Raw genomic sequence first — 19,434 nt, forward strand, 5'->3', positions numbered from 1 at the left:
TATGCTATGTTTTTATTAATCAGAAAATTTAAATTAATAGAATAGGAGGAATAAAATGGAACATATTTTAGTAGAAACACAGAATGGGGTCCGCACTTTAACACTAAACAGGCCGGAGCGTCTCAATGCTGTCAATGATAAACTTAGTGCTGAGATTATTCAGGCTATTTCAGAGGCATCTGCTGACGATGAAGTTCGTGTCATTGTGATAACCGGGAGCGGAAAAGGTTTTTGTGCAGGTCTTGACCTGACTGAGTTTGCGAAGAGAGATAAATCCGCTGATTCTCGTCATAAAACATTAGATAACTTGGGCTGGGTCGGTCATCAGGCGTTAGGAATCGTTCATTGTGATAAACCTGTCATCGCCGCGATTAACGGAATTGCAGCTGGTGCAGGACTCGCTCTGGCTCTTGCCTGTGATCTGCGCTTTATGTCTGCTGGTGCAAGGGTAACTGCTGGATACATTCGCCGCGGTCTTAATCCAGATGCGGGAATGACCTATTTCTTACCACGTTTGGTAGGACAGGGAAAAGCAACGGAGTTGATATATACGGGTCGGGATATCTATCCTGAAGAAGCAGAACGGATTGGTTTGGTTAACGGAATATTCCCAGATGAAGAATTCCAAGACAGGGTTATGAATTTTGCCAAGGAGTTAGCGGAAGGACCGCCTGTTGCGTTGACACTTTCCAAAAGATTGCTTGCCGCAAGCCCTGACACGGATCTTACAACAATTCTAAAACAAGAATTAGCTTCAATTAAAGTTTGTTTTGGTACAAAAGACGTCCAAGAAGGGGTAAAAGCTTTTACCGAGAAACGGAAACCTGTTTTCCGGGGAGAGTAGTTATAAATAAATCAAAAGGGTGAACAAGTGTTCACTCGGTTCCTAGCAGGCAGCGTCATCCTTTAGGCGTTGCCTTTTTAGGTTGAAGCGGAGTGTTCACATAATTGTTGAAAACCCTTTCTAGAGACAAAATTTAAATGAAATGTAGTGTGATATAATTTTACCGGAAGGGAGGTAGAAAAATGTCGAAACAACAGTAATAAATAGCAATTTTGAAACTTAGATTCCTTTCATTAAATCCGCAATCTTCCCCCATCATTTTCATCATTTTAAACCCACTATCATGCCGTCTTATCATAACTTCCTGTTAAAATGCTGAAGTAAATAAAAAATAGAATAAATGGGAATGTTGCCGGTTCACTCGAAGTTATTAAAAAATAGGAGTGGTATTATGCCTGCTGTGATGAGTAAGATTGCTAAAGGCATCACTGTTTGTTATGCAGAGGTTTTCCCTGATCATGAAAACGATTATTTCCATTTAGTTTATATGGGAAAGATATTTTTAATTGCTGATTCATATTGTATGAATCCAGATTGTACATGCAAAGAGGCAGCACTTAATTTTGTTCAAGTTTATCCGAGAGAAGGTAAAAAAGCTGACAGTTTTATGATAAGGCTTAAACTTAATGGCAGGGGATATAAAATACATGACCATGGCAAATTTAATAGACGTGAAATAAAAGCCATCGTTATGCATTTTACCGCCGACGACACAATCCTGAAACTTTTAAATGAACGATACAAGGAAATGAAGGAAAAAGTAAAAGATATTCTATGTTAAGTGCAAGAATAGAAGTGTTTGATCCTTGTTGGGCTAGTTTTTATGTACTTGGATCATACATCTTTTGGTATCTTTTGTTTAGCGAAAAACAGCTCTAATTTCTACGTTTTTGTATGATGTTTCTGTGGAATAAACTATAATAAAGATCAATAGAGAGGGCACTAGGAGGCTGGATAATATGAAATGGCAAGAAGCTAGGGAACTATTTCCAAACCAGTTTCTTTTGGTTCTAATTCTTGATTATCATGAAGAAGGTGACAAGAAAATTGTGGATGAAGTAGCCCCAATTAGAACCATTTCAGAAAAGGATGTAAACAAAGAGTTCTTCAGCGCAAAAGAAGGAACTTTTGTTTATCACACTTCAAATGAAGAATTTGTGATTAACATCCGAAGAGATCCTTTAATGAAAGTGAGAAGAATAAATGAGGCTTTAATTCCTTCGAAATAGGAAATTTACTAAAGTCCAAACTGAATCCCCAAAAATGGGCGCCCTTAAAAAAATTATATATTTGATTGCGCCCTTTTTTTTGCCAATTTTTCTACAAGAGTGTTCCATGATAAAGTATGGTAATATGGAATCATGTACTTAAGTTGTAGATAGTAATAACCACTTTTTGGGGAGGGTTGTAAGGATGAGTCAAAATGGAATACCTTCCGCACTGAAAGGCAAAAGTGCTGCTATTTCAAATAATCGTTCCGGCCTTATGGCTGATATAAAAGCTCTTTTTAAAGGACCTGTCTTAATAGCCAATGTTCTGCCAGTATTTACTGGGTTTTGGCTGGCCCTTTATTTTACCGGCGCCTCTTTTTCTGATTACTTGAATGTATTTTTGCTGACCATCATCGGCAGTACGCTGGTCATGGGCGGAGCACTTGTCATCAATAACTGGTATGATGTTGACATCGATACTGTCATGGATAGAACGAAGCATCGGCCGACCGTAACAGGGCATATTCCTCTAAAAGTAGTATTAACGATAGGAATTGTCCTCACAGTACTAGGCTTCATTCTTTTGTCTTTTACAAGATGGGAAGCAGTGATTTATGCCTTCGTAGGCTGGTTTACTTATGTCATCTTATATACAATGTGGTCCAAACGGAGGTATACACTTAACACCGTGATTGGTGCCGTTTCAGGTGCTGTTACCCCGCTAATTGGCTGGACGGCAATTGAGCCAGGGACTCATATTGTTCCGATTATGTTATTTCTGATTATCTTTGTTTTCCAAATGCCGCATACCTTTGCCATCGCGATGAAGAAGTGCGAGGAATATCGTGCGGCGAAGGTAGCGATGCTGCCTGTGGTACATGGGTTTGAAATGACGAAGCGGCAGATGGTGGTCTATATCGCCTGCCTATTGCCATTGCCGTTTTATCTAGGATCGCTTGGGCTTACCTTTGTTGTCATTGCTACAGTGATGAACCTTGGCTGGCTAATTGTGAGCATAAGCGGATTTTTTACAAAAGATGACCTGAAATGGGCCCAGATTAATTTTCTGTACTCCGTAAACTATATCACCATCCTGTTTCTTATGATGATTGTGGTAACATTGCCAATATTTAAATAGGTTATTTAGCAGCTGTCCTTATGAAAAATAAGGGCGGCTTTTTTTGTTATTTTAAGATGATTTTACTTCAATTCACAAATTTGTCATTTTTGATTTCTTCCCCTTTTTCCGCCACTTTTTTCTATTCCACAATAAAAATTATCCGATTAACAAGTTAAAAACAGTGGAAATACAGCTATTTTCCGTGCTCTTTTTCATAAACATTCGGATTTTGGACAAAAAGTACAATAATATTCCCTTTTTTCTTACGACCAAAATCACTTATGAAATGTGACGCAGTTCACTTCGCTGAGAATCGTTCCTAACTATGATAGAAGTAAGAAAACAGAATAAATCAAAAGGGGGATTCACAAATGGCATCTGTAAAAGCAAATCGAAATAATAAGCCAGGCAAGCAGCACGAAGAACCGTTAAAAGGTACATGGATTTCCGTAGGTGTGGTTGGCGTCGTTATTCTCGTTACTTATTTAACTTTATATGGGCTTTATATGACTAGAGTATAGGGGGGAAAGAAATGAAAATGCATCTTGATGAAAAAATATGGCTGGCATTAAGCTTCGGTATAATGATGATTTTCATGTTAATCACGGGCTATCAAGCTGTTGCTGAAGGAATGGCACCGCCAAGTAATATCCAAACTATCGATTCGCAAAAAGTAGATCAAACAGCGCCTTTTGATAAGCCTGGAATTAAACAGATTGGCGATCATGAATACGAAGTAGTCATGACATTGCAAGTTTTTAGCTTTAATCCTGGAAATATTGAAGTTCCAGCTGGATCAACTGTACATTTTATCTTAACTTCAAAAGATGTTGTCCACGGTTTTGAAATTGCAGGAACCAACGCTAACGCAATGGTAACACCAGGTTATATCTCAAGAGTTACCCAAAAGTTTGATAAACCGGGAAGTTATTTAGTGCTATGTAACGAATATTGCGGTGCCGGTCACCAAATGATGAGCACGACAATTACGGTTAAGTAAGGGGGGAAAGGCTAATGGAAACAGCATTAAAGCAAACGTATAAAACAAAAGCAACTAAATTGCTAGGTGTTAATAAAGAAGACGCAAAAATTTCAAAAACATATTTATTTGTATCATTTGTCATCTTGTTAATTGGTGGATTTTTAGGATTAGCGCAAGGTTTAAACCGTGCCGGTCTTCTGGAGCTGCCATCGTGGTTAAACTATTATCAGGTTCTTACGATGCACGGTGTGTTCATGCTTCTGGCATTCACTACTTTCTTTACATTTGGTTATCTGTATGCAGGTCTTTCACATGAACTGGGAGGTCTTCTTCCAAAGGTTAGAAAGTTTGTCTGGACTGCATTTGCAGCCAAAATTATTGGCGCGGTATTGGTTGTTATTCCAATCCTTATGAATGAAGCATCAGTAATGTACACATTCTATCCGCCTTTAAAAGCACACCCAATGTTTTATATTGGTTTAGTATTCTTCGCAGTAGGTATGTGGTTGTGCAACGTTGGCGCATTTATCCAAGTAGCCAATTGGCGGAAAAATAATAAAGGAAAGCATGTTCCGATCTTTTCTTACTTTGCAACTGGTATCAACGTTCTAATGTTTTTTGCACTTATTCCTGTAGCAGTTGAAGTTTTAATTCTAGTTCCTTGGTCCTTAGGCTGGGTTAAGACCGTTAATGTAATGGTTTCTCGTACATTGTTCTGGGCCTTTGGACATACGCTTGTAAATATCTGGTACTTAACAGCTACTTCTGCATGGTATGTCATTGCACCGAAATTAATGGGCGGCAAACGCTGGAGCGATACATTAACCCGCGTCGTTATTATCGCTTTGGTAATCATGAACATTACCGGTGGATTCCATCACCAAATCATTGACCCAGGTATTTCTTTACCAGTTAAAATGATGCACGTATTTATGAGTTTAGCCATTGGTTTCCCATCATTAATGACCGCTTGGGCCATGTTTGCAGTATTTGAAAAGACTGCAAGAAAGCAAGGCGGAAAAGGACTGATCGGCTGGTATAAAAAAATGCCATGGGGCGATGTTCGTTTCCTAGCGTTATTTATCAGTATGGCTTCCTTTGCCCCAGCGGGTGCCGGTGGTATTGCGCAAACAACAAACCAATTGGACACAGTTGTTCATAACACAATGTGGATTGTCGGTCACTTCCACTTAACACTTGGTGTGACGGTTGCATTGGCATTCTTTGGGATTAGTTATTGGTTAGTTCCATATATTTCAGGACGTGTTCTAACACCACAAATCAATAAATTAGGTGTCATTCAAACTTGGATCTGGACAATCGGCATGATCTTTATGTCGGGTTCCATGCACACAGTCGGATTACTTGGCTCACCACGAAGAACTTCTTTTACAACATATGGCGATCATGCAACAGCATTAGGCTGGAACCCATATATGATGGCACTGGCTGTCGGTGGTACTTTGTTAATCATCGGTGTAATTCTCCAAGTGTATGCGGTAATTAATATGATGTTCTTTGCACCAAAAGGAGAAACAGAATTCCCAATTGCGGAAGCAGAAGAAAATGCTGCTCCAACTCCTTATTGGACAGAGCGCTGGGGACTTTGGATTGTGGTTATGCTAGTAGTCGTTGCAATGGCATATGTCGTTCCATTAACAGAATTTATTGTCAATGCACCTCCAGGATCACCTGGGTTCAAGACTTGGTAATTAGAAAAGCGGACGCCCCTAGGCGCTGAAGCTGGACAGTTTTGATAACAAAAGAGATAGCTCGCATGCAGGGCTATCTCTTTCTGCTAAAAAGAGAGAGAACTTTTTTAAAAATAGGTTTGGGAAGTGGTCGTTATGATCAAAAATCGGCATCAGGTAATTTCACTATTAGTCGTATTTGTGTTTGGATTTGTCTTATTTTATACAGGTACAGACGGGTTTCGGGCCTTTACGGCGGAAACGGCCAGGGTGAACAGGCTGCTGGACGAGAAGCCGAAATTTCCTAAAATTACGTTGGAGGACAGTAAGCAACGGGAGTATTCCATTTCTGAATTCAAAGGGAAGTACGTATTTATTACCTTTCTTTATACGTCTTGTACATCTGTCTGCCCGCAGTTGGAAATGAACATGTCAAAGGTTTACGAGCAGATTCCAAAAAAATATTTGGGAAAAGATATTGTATTTTTAAGCATCAGCTTTGACCCATCCAGAGACACCCCACAGACGCTGGAAAAATACCGCACTTATTTTAAAAGTGATGGGGAAACCTGGCGGATGGCAAGGGTTCCGGATAAGAATGAATTGGATGCTTTGCTAAAAGAATTTGGAGTGACTGTTATTCCTGACGGATACGGGAATTTCACGCATAATTCAGCATTTTATTTAGTGGACCCAAAAGGCAGTCTTCAAGATGTGATGGACTATAAAAAAATAGATGAGGCATCCGATAAGGTTGTCAAGATTCTGAATCAGGAAGCGGGGGAATAATCAATGCAACAATTTATATATGGATTATTGTTACTTATTGCCCTAGCTATTCCACCTATTGCCCATTTTATGGAGTCTGTAATGATTATCCATATGCATATGCAAATGCCAATGGTGGTGTTTGCGGGATTCCTGATGGCACGACTTTTTATGGACCGCTTTCCGAGATTTTTTGAAAAATGGAACGGGAATGGCGTTCCTGGAATTTTATTGTTTGTTATAATTATAGGCTTCTGGACTCTGCCGCGTTCGATGGATGATGCTTTAACTGAACAAAGCGTAGAGGTATTTAAGTTTTTGAGTTTATCACTTTTAGCTGGAATTCCCTTGAGGGACAGCTGGAAAAAGTTAAATTCTCTTGGTAAAAATATTTTTTTCATCTTCTTCACCATTTTGTTCCTGGTGGTGGGCTGGCTTTATATTGATGCACCTGTCCAGTTATGCAATAACTATTTGGTTATCGAGCAAATCACGCTAGGCTGGGGCTTCTTGACTACGGCAATTTGTATAGTTATATACTTGATATATATTACCTTTACGGACCGGACGAAATATGAATAGGAGCACAGTGGCCGCTTGGAATGATTCCAGGCGGCTGCTTTTTTGTTTTGTCTGAGATAGAGGTAATGAGTGGGGAACCGGTTAAGACGAAGCATTTATTTTGCCTGGTACAGAGTCTAGGAGGTATCCATGGTAAAAATAGAGGGTTTATTTTGCCCGAGGCAAGGCTTAAGAGGGGTTCCCGGAAAAAATAGAGGGTTTATTTTGCCCGAGGCAAGGTTTGAGAGGGGTTCCCGGTAAAAATAGAGGGTTTATTTTGCCCGAGGCAAGGCTTGAGAGGGGTTCCCGGTAAAAATAGAGGGTTTATTTTGCCCGAGGCAAGGTTTGGGAGGGGTTCCCGGTAAAAATAGAGGGGATTATTTTGCCCGAGGCGAGGTCTGAGAGGGGTTCCCGGTAAAAATAGAGGGTTTATTTTGCCCGAGGCAAGGTTTGAGAGGGGTTCCCGGTAAAAATAGAGGGTTTATTTTGCCCGAGGCAAGGCATGAGAGGGGGCGCCGGTAAAAATAGAGCACTAATTTTTCCCGAGACAATGATAAAGTGATGCCAGTGGGAAAATAGGTACCTAATTTAAAACACAATAATGGGTTTTGTAAAAATAATACAACCAATGTTTTAATGCTATATAATGGAAGGAGGTAAGGAGGGTACGAAATGATTGAGATGCATACAAAAGAGGATGTCACTTGTATTGAGGGAACCGTGGAAAGGTTCGACCGTAAAATTTATGCCTATTTAGTAGACGGCCTGTTGGTTGACACAGGTCCACAATCCATTGAAGAGGATTTTATTTCTTTTTATAAAGAACATTCATTTGATAAGGCTGTTTTAACCCACAGCCACGAGGACCATTCCGGAATCGCTCCGTGGATTCAAGAGAATCGCGATATTCCAATTTATGTCCATCCAAAAGGGGTCGGCGTTTGTGCGAAGTTTGCTCCCTATCCGAAATACCGCCAGATTACTTGGGGAGTGCGCAGGGAGTTTCAGGCATTGCCGCTGGGAGAATCAATTCAATCGCACAAATCAACTTGGAAAGTGATTTACACCCCGGGCCATGCCGATGATCATGTTGCACTGCTTGATGAAGAGACAGGCCGGCTTTTTTCAGGCGATTTATTTGTCGCCCCGAAAACAAAGGTAATTATGTCGAGCGAATCGATTCCGGTTATTATCAATTCCATTCGGACCCTATTAAGCTATGATTTTGGTTCGATGTTTTGCGCCCATGCAGGCTACATACCGAATGGAAAAGATACGCTGAAGCAAAAATTGGACAATCTCGAGAATCTTAGCGGGGAAGTGGAGCATCTCTATAAACGCGGGCTTTCCGTAGCGGAGATTAATGAAAAGCTGTTTCCAAAAAAATACCCGCTTATTACTGTTTCGGGCGGGGAATGGGACTCGATTCATATCGTTTCGTCAATAGTCGCAGATTTTTCGAAAGGTGTTATCAATAGTGGAAGACAAGATTAATAGACTGGAAACCTATATGGAATCATTAGCCGCCAACGAGTTTTTTAACGGCGCAGTGCTTGTCGGACATAAGGGGGAAATTTTATTAAAAAAAGGATACGGTTATGCATCGTTCCAATATGATATTTCCAACTCTTCGACCACAAGGTTTAGGGTAGGTTCGTTAACAAAAGCCTTCACCGCGATAGGGATAATGCTGCTGCATGAAAAAGGAAAATTAGATATTGATCACCAGATTGATAAAATTCTCGCGGATTATCCGAATGGTTCTGTCATTACAACTCGCCACTTATTAACCCATACCTCAGGAATTCCTAATTTCACTTCCAATCCAGAGTACTGGGCGAAAACCATGAGGCTTCCTGCTGATCTTGATGCTGTTATAGATTCTTTCAAAGACCTGCCGCTCGAGTTTACGCCAGGAACCGATATGAGCTACAGCAATTCCGGTTATTTGGTCCTGACAAAAATCATTGAAATGGCTTCCGGCCAAACATTTACGGACTTTCTCCAAACGGAGATTTTTGAAAAATTAGGTCTTAAAGGTACAGGTATTGACGATGGCCGCAGAATTGTAAAGTCAATGGCGGAAGGCTATACGATATGGGGGGACATTATCCATACCGAGCATATCGATATGTCATTCCCGCTCGGCGCCTATGGCATGTACTCCACTGTGGAAGATTTATATATTTGGTGTCAGGCACTTTTAAAAAGCAGCTTAGTAGACCAGTCGCTGCTGGAGCAAATGTTTACGAATATTAACGGGTATGGATATGGCTTCGGTTGGTTTATTGATGAGGGTGAATATAAAACTTGTAGTCATTTCGGCGATGTGAACGGTTTTGTTAATCATTTAATGATGTATCCTAATGAGGACCTTGTGGTAATCGTATTAAGTAACCTCAATATTACCCCTGTTACGAAAATCAGCAGTGATTTGGCAAAAATAGTGTTCGGAGAAAAAGTGAAGGGCTTTTCTGCGCCTGTTCTGCTTGAGAAGGATTCGCTTCCGTTGGATTTACTGGCAGGGACCTATAAAGGTGATAAGGTTGAGATTACGGTTGGGTATAATCATGACTTGTTTGCGGTCGTTCCGAAAATGTATGGTGTTCCCTATAAATTCCGTTTGCAGCCAATCCATGTCGAGGCCGCAAAGATGATTTGTAAAAGCGATTTTATCAATGATACATATAGTTTCTTTTTTGATAGCAATGGTTTACCAAGCAAGCTTGAATTTACTGATTGTTATGGTCATGTAAGTTTCCTTGAACGGCAGAAACTCTGAAACAGGGTACTGCCGTTTTATTTTTTTAAAAAGAGTGGTAAATTTATCGTAAACATTATTTTAAACAGCAGATGGGTGATCAACATGGAGTTGCCAAGGGACTTTCTCGAAAAAATGAAGGACCTTTTAGATGAGGAATATGAGGATTTTGTAAAAAGTTATCACGAGAATAGAGCGCAAGGGTTTCGGGTGAACCCTTTAAAAATCTCAGTTGAGGAGTTTAAAAAAATCAGCCCTTTTAATCTGGAAAAAATCCCATGGGTGAAAGAGGGGTTTTTCTATGGAATGGAGGACCGGCCGGGTAAGCATCCGTACCATGAGGCGGGGTTGTATTATATTCAGGAGCCAAGCGCGATGGCAGCTGGTGAATTGGTTGACCCTCAGCCGGGTGAGCGAGTGCTGGATTTATGTGCGGCACCGGGCGGGAAAACAACCCATATCGCGGGAAAAATGCAGCAACAGGGATTTTTGCTGACAAATGAAATTCATCCAGCCCGGGCCAAGATTCTTTCGCAGAATGTCGAGCGGATGGGGATTAGGAACGCCGTGGTAACCAATGAAACTCCGGCGAGACTGGCCCAGCGGTTTCCGGGGTATTTTGACCGGATCATGGTCGATGCACCGTGCTCTGGAGAGGGGATGTTTCGCAAGGACCCTGATGCCTGTGCTGAATGGAGTCCTGAAAATGTAGCGGTATGTGCCGCTCGGCAGTTTGATATTCTCGAACACGCTGGGACGATGCTTCGCCCGGGGGGCAGGCTCGTTTACTCGACCTGTACATTTTCACCTGAAGAAAATGAAGGTGTTATTAGTAATTTTATAAAAGATAACCCTAACTTTGAGATAGAGGACGTTCAGGTTTATGAAGGCTTTGGAAAGGGCAGGCCCGACTGGATTTCAGAAGGCGCTTCCGGTCTTGGAAAGACAATCAGGATTTGGCCTCATCAATTACATGGTGAGGGCCACTTCATTACCGTTCTAAGAAAAACGGATGGTGACGAGGCGGGCGGCAGGCTGAAGTACGCCAAGACCTTGTCTGACCAGAAAGTTTTAAAAAGCTATTATCAGTTTGCGGAGGAGACTTTACTTGAGACGCCAAAAGGGGAATTTCTTTTATTTGGCGAGCAGTTGTACTTGCTGCCGAAAGAGATGCTGTCATTGGAAAATTTGAAGGTTGTCCGACCGGGATGGCACCTTGGCACAATCAAAAAGAACCGCTTTGAGCCGTCACATGCCCTTGCTTTAGGTTTAACCGGGGAACAGGTAAAGCATAAATGGAATCTTAAGGAGGATTCCCGTGAAATGCTCGCCTATTTGAAAGGAGAGTCTTTGGCGGCAGACGGCCCGAAAGGCTGGTACTTGTTGGAGGTAGACGGTTATTCCATCGGCTGGGGCAAGCTGTCAGATCATATTTTGAAAAATCATTTTCCAAAAGGGCTGCGCTGGACGGGGATTGGTTGAGGGACATGAAAGAACATTATTATGATAAGCTATTAAATATAAAGACAAGAGCGGAGCAGCAGGGATTTCACCAGTCCCTGCATTACCACCGCTATGAGCCAACTCCCTATAGCGGCCTGGAAGAATTATTTGAAACATTTGAGCTGAAGCCGGGCGACCGGGTCGTGGACTTTGGCTGCGGCAGGGGACGGCTGAACTTTTATATCCATTATTTTTTTCATGCATCAGTGGTCGGGATTGAGATGGATGAGGGGCTGTTTCAGGCAGCGCTGACGAATTGTGAAAGTTATGTTAGAAAAACAAAGAACCGCCGCGACAAGATTGAGTTTCATTGCTGCCTGGCTGAGGAGTATCCGATAGACCCTAAGGATAATCGATTTTACTTCTTTAATCCGTTTTCGGTTCAGGTATTTCAAAAGGTTATAAATAATATTTTAATCTCACTGGAAGAGTGCCCGCGTGATATTGAGGTAATTTTATATTATCCGTCCGAGGATTATATTTATTTTTTGGAAAACCAAACGGCGTTTGAATTGAAATTGGAAGTGAGAGTACCATTTGTTTATCGGCACAACCCGAACGAGCGTTTTTTAGTTTATAGGCTTGGATATTAGGGGATTTGCTTTGGGGAGAAGCTGTTTAAACCGGGAGGGTTCTTTATGTACCATCGGTTATGGATATTTTTTAATGGATTTTTAGTTTTAGTTTCTTTTGTCTATATCTGGTTTTTTAGACCGCATGAAAGCTCTCTTGTAGTAATCGCGCAGTTTTTGGCACAGTTGGCAATGCTATTGTTCCTAGTCAATATCAATATGTATTTTATATTTTTGGTGATTCGGAAAACGTCGATACGAAAGGTAAAGGTCCGGCTTGCCAAGTTTTCGCGGTACTTTATGAAGTGGCATATCCCGATTGCCGTTTTAGGTACCTCGTTTATTGTAGGACACGCATTCATAAATTTATATGCGATTGCTCCGGTTATTGGCTGGGGGCATCTTAAATTGCTTAGCGGCTTTCTCTCAATAGCCATGCTGACGGTTGTTATGTTCGCGGGCTGGCTGCGGCACAAAAAAGCATCCGGCTTTCGCCGCAAACTCCACCTTACCGCTGCCATGACCTTCCTTGTTACCTTCCTGATTCATATGTTTATACCAGTATAAGGATTAGAGTGTTGGATGCTGCTGGAGTGTCCACCCCAGGAGGAGAAATGTCCACGGGCAGTGCCTGACACCCTTAGCAACGTTAACACTATTGCGATGCCAGTAAATGGTGCATAACACTCATTTGGTTTGGAGGTATTAAGCAGTTAAAAAATTATTATTAATTTTTTGTGAAATCTGGTGAAATTTAAATTCCATTATTATACCATTATCTTAACAGTAAATGGAAACCGGAATTTAAAAAATCATTGAGGTCATGTTCAATGAAAATAACTCGAATCTGCCAGATTAAAGACGCTAATCAATACGATTTACATTTCTTGAATCAGCTAATGCGGGTATTTTGTTCTGCCCAGCGTTTTTCTTTTAACCGTTTACTTGAAGGAGAAAATTCTGGTAAGTTAATCAAAAAGGTTCAAGAAAAGTTTCGCTTGAACAAGCGTTATGCGGAGGATGCCGTCATGCAGGCACAAGCGATTATTTCTAGCCAAAAGGAATTATTGCCTGTTAGGATTGAAGGCGTTCAAGGTAAAATCCAAAAAACAAGACAGAAAATCGAAGATTATACAACGGGGAAGAAAAAACCGAAAAAAGTTGCTTTGGAATTGTGTCTTAAAGGCCTTCAATCACGTTTGGAAAAGCTGCAGAAAAAAGAGGAACTTCTATTGCACCATCAATCAAATGGAACGATTCCCCCCGTTGTTTTTGGTGGGAAGAAACACTTTTACGAAAGATTGAAAAACAAAATTTCTAAAGAAGAGTGGAAAGACCTTCGAACGAACACACTCTACTCCCGCGGGGATAAGTCAAAAAAAGGTAATTTGAATACAAGGATTGTTTTCGATGAAACAGAACAACAATTCTATTTAGAAGTAGCCAATCCGCTACTGTTAGAAGCAGGAAAGAGAAATAATCCAAGACTACGGTTTAAGCTTCAAATACCAGATAAGTATTATGAAGAAATCATTCATGTCGTCTTGCCTGAAATGACAGGGCAAAACGAAAAAGGCAAACCAACCCAGGAATACAAAGTTTATTCTATTGAGCTCAAACGAAAAGGGAAAAAATATTATGTTCATCTTACGTATGATTTTGAAACTTTTGCTACAGAACTTACATGGAATGGAAAAATCACTTCGGATATTGTAGCGGGTATTGATGTAAATATTGATCGAATCGCCGTTTCGGTTTTAACGAAGCAAGGAAATTTATTAGAATCCAAAACTTTCTATTGTCACGAAATGGAGTATGTAAAAAGTACAAGAAGAACAAATATAGCGGGCGAAAAGGCTAAAGAGGTGATTGATTATCTTCTGCAATGGAATGTTGGAGCTTTTGTTTTAGAGGATATCAAACTAAAACAAGACCATGGTACCGACAAACGTTTTAACCGGTTAGTCCATTCATTTGCCAAAAACAAGCTTCAAAAAGCTCTCATTTCAAGAGGATTGAGAAATGGTTTTAGAATTAAAAAGGTCAATCCAGCTTATACATCGGTCATTGGAAGATTTAAATACTGCCAAATGTACGGCTTGTCCGTTCATGAAGCAGCATCTTTTGTGATTGGCAGGAGAGGATTGGATTTGGGAGAAAAAATTCCAAGGGAATTAATAAAACAGCTTCACTCGACGGTTAAACCACATTTGATTCACATTCTTGGGTCAATGGAAGAATCCGAGAAAAAATCAAAAACAGGGAAACAAAGGCGAAAATATATAGGTATGTTGCTTGATCATATGGATCATTTCAAGGAAAACCACAGCTGGAAGCTATGGAATGTGATTCATAAAACATTCATGTTAAAGAACCAGGAACTACAATTGAAGGAGGTGTAATCCTGGTACTAAAATCTTTGTGGCAGACTGACCATTGGAAGGAATGGTCTGTCGCAATAAGCCGGCTCTAACAGAGCGCTGCGGGGTGTCTTGGGCAACAGGTTCATGACAAGGGTTAATCCCTTCCTGACAGAATGACGTGAGAATCGTCACGGAAGTCCTTCTTTTCTTGGTTCGGGGGCGAGTTTTAGAAATCATTAGATTTTAGTAACCAGGTGATTTTGAATGGAGAGTATTACGGTTGTTTCGCTTCTAGATGTAATTAGTGAGCTGTTTTCGGATGAGATTTCGATTGCGGTTTCCAACACTAGTGAGTATATTTATTACCGGCCGAGCAAGCGGATTGATTTGAAGATTCGGCGTGGCGATCCTTTGAAGGATGGCACGATTGCCTATAAGGCAGTGAATACTGGGCAGAAGGTTTCGGAGTTTATCGACCGTGATGTTTTTGGGATTCCTTACCACGGGATGGCTGTGCCATTTTTTCATGATGGGAACATTGAAGGCTGTGTGACAGCAATATTTCCTTCACTGACCAGCGGCAAGTTAGTCGTCACCATTAAATCAGAAGACGGCTGGATTCCAGTTCCGTTTTCACAGGTGATCTACCTCGAGGCTAAGGAAAAGAAGACCTTTGTTTACGCCGAGGAGCATAGCGGCACCCATAAATATTCGCTGCAGGAATTTGAATTCCTGCTGCCAAAGGATAACTTTATCCGCTGCCACCGCTCGTTTCTTGTGAATGTCAATCATATAAAGGAGATCCACCCTGACACCCATTCAACCTTTATACTAACGATGAAAAATGGCGACAGGGTGCAGGTCAGCCAATCTTATTCGAGCTATTTTCGTAGATTGTTAGGATTTTAGAAAAAATTCTGCTTTAGTCAGTAGATTTTCTGTTTTATCCGAAAATTTCGTAACTAGTCCCCAATTTCTCTGACTGAAAACCTTTATCGGTTACAATTAAAATAAAATTCCATTGGGGAGTGGGATGAAATGTTAGATAGCAAATACGAACGGATTAAAGATTCACGACTTTGGGACCGTGTAGTGTCGCAAGAAGAGGCAGCATCTTGGATTCAAGACGGTATGACACTGGGATTAAGCGGCTTTACACGTGCCGGTGATGTGAAAGCGGTTCCCTTTGCGTTAGTAAAACGTGCCGAGCACGAATCGTTTAAGGTAAATGTTTATACGGGAGCATCATTGGGCTCAGACGTTGACAAGCTGTTTGCAGAGGCTGGAATTATTGGGAAAAGGCTGCCTTTCCAAGCAGACCCGACGATGCGCGGAAAAATCAATAACGGTGAGATGTTGTTTGTAGATCAGCACTTATCACACACTTCGGAACTAGTTCGCGCTGGTGTAATGGAGCCTGTCGATTACGCTATATTGGAAGCGTTCTCAGTTACCGAGGATGGAATGGTGATTCCGACCACTTCAGTGGGCAATTCTCTATCGTTTGCCCTGAATGCAAAGTCGATTATTATTGAGATCAATTTGGCACATCAGGTGAACCTGGAAGGCTTGCATGATTTATATGAGCCTGGGAAGCAGGGAGAGCGCGGACCGATTCCATTGACGGGGGTAAAAGATCGGATCGGCACGATTGGAATACCGGTTGATATTGATAAGGTAAGAGGGATTGTGTTTACCAACCAGCTAGACTCACCTTCAACGATTGTTCCTCCAGACGAGGAAACGGTCATCATGGCCAACCATTTAATTGATTTCTTACGTACCGAAGTGCAAACGGGCCGTCTGACAAACCGGCTTGCGCCGCTTCAGTCAGGGATTGGTTCGGTTGCGAATGCAGTTCTTCATGGCCTCTTGGATTCAGAGTTTGAAGACCTTGAAGTATACTCTGAAGTATTGCAGGATGCCGTGTTTGATTTAATTGATGCCGGGAAGGTTAAGTATGCTTCATGCTGCTCCATTACATTGTCAGAGCAGAAGATGAAAGAGGTTTATGGCAATTTTGAAAAATACCGCGATCTGCTTATCATGCGGCCGCAGGAGATTTCCAATCATCCGGAAATTATCCGCCGTCTTGGATTAATTTCCATTAACACCGCGCTGGAATTAGACATTTACGGCAATGTCAACTCCACTCATGTACTTGGAACAAAGATGATGAACGGAATCGGCGGTTCCGGGGATTTCGCTCGCAATGCCCGCCTTGCGATTTTTGTAACGAAATCCATCGCTAAGGGCGGTAAGATATCAAGCATCGTGCCTTTCGTTTCCCACGTCGACCATACCGAGCATGATGTCGATGTCATCGTGACGGAACAGGGGTATGCAGACTTACGGGGACTTGCACCGAGGCAGCGAGTAGAATTGATCATCGAGCGCTGCGCGCATCCAATGTACCGTCAGCAGCTGCGCGAATATTACCAGGAAGCTCTCACAAGAGGCGGACAAACCCCTCATGTGTTGGAAAAAGCATTTTCCTGGCATACGAATTTTGCAGCAAATGGAACTATGCTGCAGCCTGTACTGGAAACTGTATAATAAATTTAGGCGAGACCTTAGTAAAAAAGGCTCGCCTATTTTATTTATTGAGAGGAAAAGAAGGGAAGGAAGCGAATCTTAAGTAGGTAATATGTTTTTTGGAGGCGAAGATTGATGGAAAAAAAGAACAGGAGAGTTCAATGGAGTTAAATAAACGAATCGATGTGCTAGATTATCTGCGAGGGTTTGCATTGATGGGAATCATTTTGGTGAATATTGGACCGCTGCTGTCTGCTGAAACGCCTGATCTTGACTCGCTGGATGCTTCCTATTGGCGGTTTTTATATTTATTTGTGGAAGGCCGGTTTTATACGATTTTCACCTTCCTGTTTGGCGTCGGGTTCTATATTTTTATCACACGGGCGAAAGCAAAGGGTATGAACGGATATGTATTATTCCTGCGGCGGATTGCCATATTATTTGTCTTTGGCTTGATTCATGTACGGTTTCATCCGGGAGAGGCGCTAACCGTTTACGCTATCTGTGGATTACTTCTTTTGCCTTTTTATAAGCTGAGTAAAGTGGTGAATCTCATTATTGGCTTTGGATTGTTAGTCATAATTGGTATTTCCGCCATTAAAATCTTTATGGTCATTCCCGTTATGCTGTTAGGGATTGCGGCAGGGCAGTTCGGATTGTTTGAGGTTATATCCAAAAGGGCAAAGCCGGTTGCCGTTTTTACGGTGATTATGTTCGGGTTAAGCGTAATAGGACTGCTTTATCAATACCAATATGCCCCGATTTTGTCCGAGGGATGGTCAGGGCCGTCTGGAAGAGAGGCAGCAAGGTTTATTGATATTGGCATAACAATAGGTCCGATTGTTTCGGCTTTTTATGCCGGTCTTGTAGTGCTGTTGCTGCAGATTCAGATTATCAAAAAGCTGCTGTCACCTTTAAAAAGCTACGGAAGAATGGCACTGACGAATTATCTATTGCAAACTGTGTTTATCTATCTGGCAGGCTATACCTTTAACCTGTTCGGAAGGGTTTCTTACATAGAAACGCTTTATATATGTCTAGCTATTTACGTTATTCAAATGACATATAGTTACATTTGGCTGCGATTCTACCAATACGGCCCGCTCGAATGGATTTGGCGGGCACTAACCTACCTAAAGGTCCCACCAATGCGGCAACGCACTAAAACGCCGGGGGCCTGACCCTCGGACCCCTGATTGTTTGTACGATTACTTGGTATAGCGGTTGGCGTAGCTTGAGGCGACGAAGGCGTCAGGTTTTATTTTTGGTTCTACGCCCATGGATTCCATTCGCATGACCATTTCTTTAACAAACTCACTCGTTTTGTTTCGAATTCCCGCCCCAATGTCGATATGGCCCTCTATCGTAAAAGTAGCCCCTTGATAGACATTTGGCAGAACAATATTGATTAATTCATTTTTCTTTTCTTCTGTAAATAGGGAAACGACTTCCTCCGTTAATGATAATTCTAGTGAAATCCGCTCGTGCAGCTGAGTCATTTTTCTTGGAACAATCACCTTTTTTATACACGCCCAAACGCCATTCCCCATATTTTGAATGACAATGCCGGTAATGAAAATGGTATGTGACCTGTGAACCTGAGAATCCGTTCCCACCATTAAGCGGTAATTTCCGCGTGGGTCACACTTCATAAATTCAGTTATTCGCTCGAAAACCTGTTCAAATTCCATTTTGCTCTCTTGAAGATTTTTAAATGTATGGCCTGCAGGCCTGGGATTTACCATCATGAATCCACCACATCTTTCCCTTCAATTCTTTGATGTTATTACTCTAGCTTATGGAAAAGTAAGGATTGGCGTGCAACGATTGAAATGATTCTAGGGATGGGCTTTAGAGAATTTCAGATTTAATTTCCTTTATTTGCTCAATATGCCGCTGGTCGTGCAAATAGACGTTTTCAATCCATTGGAAAAGAGGTAGATAGCCAAAAAGAGGATGTTTAGCGGATTTCTCTATCAGAATGGTCTCGTCTTTTATTCCACCCATAACATCGAGTAATAATGTTCTTGATTCATCTAGCAAATTGAGAATTTCCTCCAGCTCGAAAGACTCCGCTGAAGGGGCAACGATACTCGGGGCATCTACTTTCTTGGAACGGTCTAATAAATATAGGTGTAAAGGTTTTGCTTCTGCCTTTTTACTCTTTTCGGAGTTAAGGCCATAAAGTAGCGCACTAGTAAAAGACTTTTCAGCTAAATAAAGATGGTGGCAGACTTGAGCAACACTCCAGGAATTTTCTCCGGGTAATTTGTTTAAATCTGCAAAACTGAGCGTTTGGATCTCGTTCATCAACTGCTGGCGAGCCTCTGCCAGCCTTTCGCGTAGAGCCTCCAATTCTATCATAAACATCCCCCCTAAATTGGACTAACAAAATATGTCCCACTATGTTTTATATTCGCCCCCAAGCCAAATATTCCTTTTTAAGCCAATCAACAATGGTGAGAACTTGTCCTCATGAGGTGGACATTGTCCTCTTGAGGTGGACAATGTCCACCAACGGTG

The 19,434-nt window shown here is 41.5% G+C and carries 20 protein-coding genes; 18 read left to right on the plus strand and 2 right to left on the minus strand.

Features of this window, described 5'->3' with window-relative positions:
• The first annotated feature begins 55 nt into the window (after window positions 1–55).
• From ACNQGS_RS12780 to ACNQGS_RS12865, 18 genes are all read left to right on the plus strand, one after another.
• Window positions 56–844 carry an enoyl-CoA hydratase/isomerase family protein gene (locus ACNQGS_RS12780; RefSeq protein ID WP_491487627.1) on the plus strand — a complete coding sequence of 263 codons (789 nt, stop codon included), beginning with the start codon at window positions 56–58 and terminating at the stop codon, window positions 842–844.
• A gap of 391 nt (window positions 845–1,235) precedes the next feature.
• Complete coding sequence (locus ACNQGS_RS12785) at window positions 1,236–1,625, plus strand: hypothetical protein (RefSeq protein ID WP_491487628.1); 390 nt, start codon at window positions 1,236–1,238, stop codon at window positions 1,623–1,625.
• A gap of 178 nt (window positions 1,626–1,803) precedes the next feature.
• Entirely contained in the window at window positions 1,804–2,073 is a 270-nt protein-coding gene (locus tag ACNQGS_RS12790; protein WP_491487629.1) for a hypothetical protein, read from the plus strand.
• Window positions 2,074–2,257: 184 nt separating this feature from the next.
• Window positions 2,258–3,193: a heme o synthase gene (gene cyoE, locus ACNQGS_RS12795; protein ID WP_378588042.1), complete on the plus strand. Its 936-nt coding sequence runs from the start codon at window positions 2,258–2,260 to the stop codon at window positions 3,191–3,193.
• Between the two features lie 353 nt (window positions 3,194–3,546).
• On the plus strand, window positions 3,547–3,696 hold the full coding sequence (locus tag ACNQGS_RS12800) for a hypothetical protein (RefSeq protein ID WP_491487630.1): 150 nt from the start codon (window positions 3,547–3,549) through the stop codon (window positions 3,694–3,696).
• A gap of 11 nt (window positions 3,697–3,707) precedes the next feature.
• Complete coding sequence (locus ACNQGS_RS12805; RefSeq protein WP_423800506.1) at window positions 3,708–4,175, plus strand: cytochrome c oxidase subunit II; 468 nt, start codon at window positions 3,708–3,710, stop codon at window positions 4,173–4,175.
• A gap of 14 nt (window positions 4,176–4,189) precedes the next feature.
• Window positions 4,190–5,869 carry a cbb3-type cytochrome c oxidase subunit I gene (locus ACNQGS_RS12810; protein WP_491487631.1) on the plus strand — a complete coding sequence of 560 codons (1,680 nt, stop codon included), beginning with the start codon at window positions 4,190–4,192 and terminating at the stop codon, window positions 5,867–5,869.
• Between the two features lie 135 nt (window positions 5,870–6,004).
• Window positions 6,005–6,637 (plus strand): SCO family protein, encoded by a 633-nt coding sequence (locus tag ACNQGS_RS12815; RefSeq protein WP_491487632.1) that lies wholly within the window; start codon window positions 6,005–6,007, stop codon window positions 6,635–6,637.
• A gap of 3 nt (window positions 6,638–6,640) precedes the next feature.
• A complete protein-coding gene (locus tag ACNQGS_RS12820; RefSeq protein WP_213147689.1) occupies window positions 6,641–7,198 on the plus strand; it encodes a hypothetical protein in 558 nt (185 codons plus the stop codon).
• Between the two features lie 651 nt (window positions 7,199–7,849).
• Window positions 7,850–8,671 carry an MBL fold metallo-hydrolase gene (locus ACNQGS_RS12825; RefSeq protein WP_491487633.1) on the plus strand — a complete coding sequence of 274 codons (822 nt, stop codon included), beginning with the start codon at window positions 7,850–7,852 and terminating at the stop codon, window positions 8,669–8,671.
• Window positions 8,655–9,959, plus strand: coding sequence for a serine hydrolase domain-containing protein (locus ACNQGS_RS12830; RefSeq protein WP_491487634.1), 1,305 nt, complete (start codon window positions 8,655–8,657; stop codon window positions 9,957–9,959). The genes ACNQGS_RS12825 and ACNQGS_RS12830 overlap by 17 nt, the downstream gene beginning before the upstream one ends.
• An 84-nt stretch (window positions 9,960–10,043) precedes the next feature.
• Entirely contained in the window at window positions 10,044–11,420 is a 1,377-nt protein-coding gene (locus ACNQGS_RS12835) for an RsmF rRNA methyltransferase first C-terminal domain-containing protein (protein ID WP_491487635.1), read from the plus strand.
• Window positions 11,421–11,425: 5 nt separating this feature from the next.
• Window positions 11,426–12,034, plus strand: coding sequence for an SAM-dependent methyltransferase (locus tag ACNQGS_RS12840; protein ID WP_491487636.1), 609 nt, complete (start codon window positions 11,426–11,428; stop codon window positions 12,032–12,034).
• Between the two features lie 45 nt (window positions 12,035–12,079).
• On the plus strand, window positions 12,080–12,580 hold the full coding sequence (locus ACNQGS_RS12845; RefSeq protein WP_491487637.1) for a hypothetical protein: 501 nt from the start codon (window positions 12,080–12,082) through the stop codon (window positions 12,578–12,580).
• Window positions 12,581–12,843: 263 nt separating this feature from the next.
• Window positions 12,844–14,415 carry an IS200/IS605 family accessory protein TnpB-related protein gene (locus ACNQGS_RS12850; RefSeq protein ID WP_491487638.1) on the plus strand — a complete coding sequence of 524 codons (1,572 nt, stop codon included), beginning with the start codon at window positions 12,844–12,846 and terminating at the stop codon, window positions 14,413–14,415.
• Between the two features lie 225 nt (window positions 14,416–14,640).
• On the plus strand, window positions 14,641–15,285 hold the full coding sequence (locus tag ACNQGS_RS12855) for a LytTR family DNA-binding domain-containing protein (RefSeq protein WP_491487639.1): 645 nt from the start codon (window positions 14,641–14,643) through the stop codon (window positions 15,283–15,285).
• A 129-nt stretch (window positions 15,286–15,414) separates the two neighbouring features.
• Window positions 15,415–16,932: a succinyl-CoA:acetate CoA-transferase ScpC gene (gene scpC / locus ACNQGS_RS12860; protein ID WP_491487640.1), complete on the plus strand. Its 1,518-nt coding sequence runs from the start codon at window positions 15,415–15,417 to the stop codon at window positions 16,930–16,932.
• 140 nt (window positions 16,933–17,072) lie between these two features.
• Window positions 17,073–18,092 carry a DUF418 domain-containing protein gene (locus ACNQGS_RS12865; RefSeq protein ID WP_491487661.1) on the plus strand — a complete coding sequence of 340 codons (1,020 nt, stop codon included), beginning with the start codon at window positions 17,073–17,075 and terminating at the stop codon, window positions 18,090–18,092.
• A 27-nt stretch (window positions 18,093–18,119) separates the two neighbouring features.
• On the opposite strand, the gene ACNQGS_RS12870 is transcribed toward ACNQGS_RS12865, so the two are convergent.
• Complete coding sequence (locus ACNQGS_RS12870; protein ID WP_491487641.1) at window positions 18,120–18,656, minus strand: ribonuclease H-like YkuK family protein; 537 nt, start codon at window positions 18,654–18,656, stop codon at window positions 18,120–18,122.
• 106 nt (window positions 18,657–18,762) lie between these two features.
• A complete protein-coding gene (locus tag ACNQGS_RS12875) occupies window positions 18,763–19,275 on the minus strand; it encodes a DinB family protein (RefSeq protein ID WP_491487642.1) in 513 nt (170 codons plus the stop codon).
• Window positions 19,276–19,434 lie beyond the last annotated feature (159 nt).

It is taken from the genome of Neobacillus sp. PVCKKU3 (assembly GCF_058323225.1).

Excerpts from the sequence above, each read along its gene's own strand:
- ACNQGS_RS12780 (WP_491487627.1), top strand. The coding sequence starts at position 56 with ATGGAACATATTTTAGTAGAAACACAGAATGGGGTCCGCACTTTAACA.
- ACNQGS_RS12785 (WP_491487628.1), top strand. The coding sequence starts at position 1,236 with ATGCCTGCTGTGATGAGTAAGATTGCTAAAGGCATCACTGTTTGTTAT.
- ACNQGS_RS12790 (WP_491487629.1), top strand. The coding sequence starts at position 1,804 with ATGAAATGGCAAGAAGCTAGGGAACTATTTCCAAACCAGTTTCTTTTG.
- cyoE (WP_378588042.1), top strand. The coding sequence starts at position 2,258 with ATGAGTCAAAATGGAATACCTTCCGCACTGAAAGGCAAAAGTGCTGCT.
- ACNQGS_RS12800 (WP_491487630.1), top strand. The coding sequence starts at position 3,547 with ATGGCATCTGTAAAAGCAAATCGAAATAATAAGCCAGGCAAGCAGCAC.
- ACNQGS_RS12805 (WP_423800506.1), top strand. The coding sequence starts at position 3,708 with ATGAAAATGCATCTTGATGAAAAAATATGGCTGGCATTAAGCTTCGGT.
- ACNQGS_RS12810 (WP_491487631.1), top strand. The coding sequence starts at position 4,190 with ATGGAAACAGCATTAAAGCAAACGTATAAAACAAAAGCAACTAAATTG.
- ACNQGS_RS12815 (WP_491487632.1), top strand. The coding sequence starts at position 6,005 with ATGATCAAAAATCGGCATCAGGTAATTTCACTATTAGTCGTATTTGTG.
- ACNQGS_RS12820 (WP_213147689.1), top strand. The coding sequence starts at position 6,641 with ATGCAACAATTTATATATGGATTATTGTTACTTATTGCCCTAGCTATT.
- ACNQGS_RS12825 (WP_491487633.1), top strand. The coding sequence starts at position 7,850 with ATGATTGAGATGCATACAAAAGAGGATGTCACTTGTATTGAGGGAACC.
- ACNQGS_RS12835 (WP_491487635.1), top strand. The coding sequence starts at position 10,044 with ATGGAGTTGCCAAGGGACTTTCTCGAAAAAATGAAGGACCTTTTAGAT.
- ACNQGS_RS12840 (WP_491487636.1), top strand. The coding sequence starts at position 11,426 with ATGAAAGAACATTATTATGATAAGCTATTAAATATAAAGACAAGAGCG.
- ACNQGS_RS12845 (WP_491487637.1), top strand. The coding sequence starts at position 12,080 with ATGTACCATCGGTTATGGATATTTTTTAATGGATTTTTAGTTTTAGTT.
- ACNQGS_RS12850 (WP_491487638.1), top strand. The coding sequence starts at position 12,844 with ATGAAAATAACTCGAATCTGCCAGATTAAAGACGCTAATCAATACGAT.
- ACNQGS_RS12855 (WP_491487639.1), top strand. The coding sequence starts at position 14,641 with ATGGAGAGTATTACGGTTGTTTCGCTTCTAGATGTAATTAGTGAGCTG.
- scpC (WP_491487640.1), top strand. The coding sequence starts at position 15,415 with ATGTTAGATAGCAAATACGAACGGATTAAAGATTCACGACTTTGGGAC.
- ACNQGS_RS12865 (WP_491487661.1), top strand. The coding sequence starts at position 17,073 with ATGGAGTTAAATAAACGAATCGATGTGCTAGATTATCTGCGAGGGTTT.
- ACNQGS_RS12870 (WP_491487641.1), bottom strand. The coding sequence starts at position 18,656 with ATGGTAAATCCCAGGCCTGCAGGCCATACATTTAAAAATCTTCAAGAG.
- ACNQGS_RS12875 (WP_491487642.1), bottom strand. The coding sequence starts at position 19,275 with ATGATAGAATTGGAGGCTCTACGCGAAAGGCTGGCAGAGGCTCGCCAG.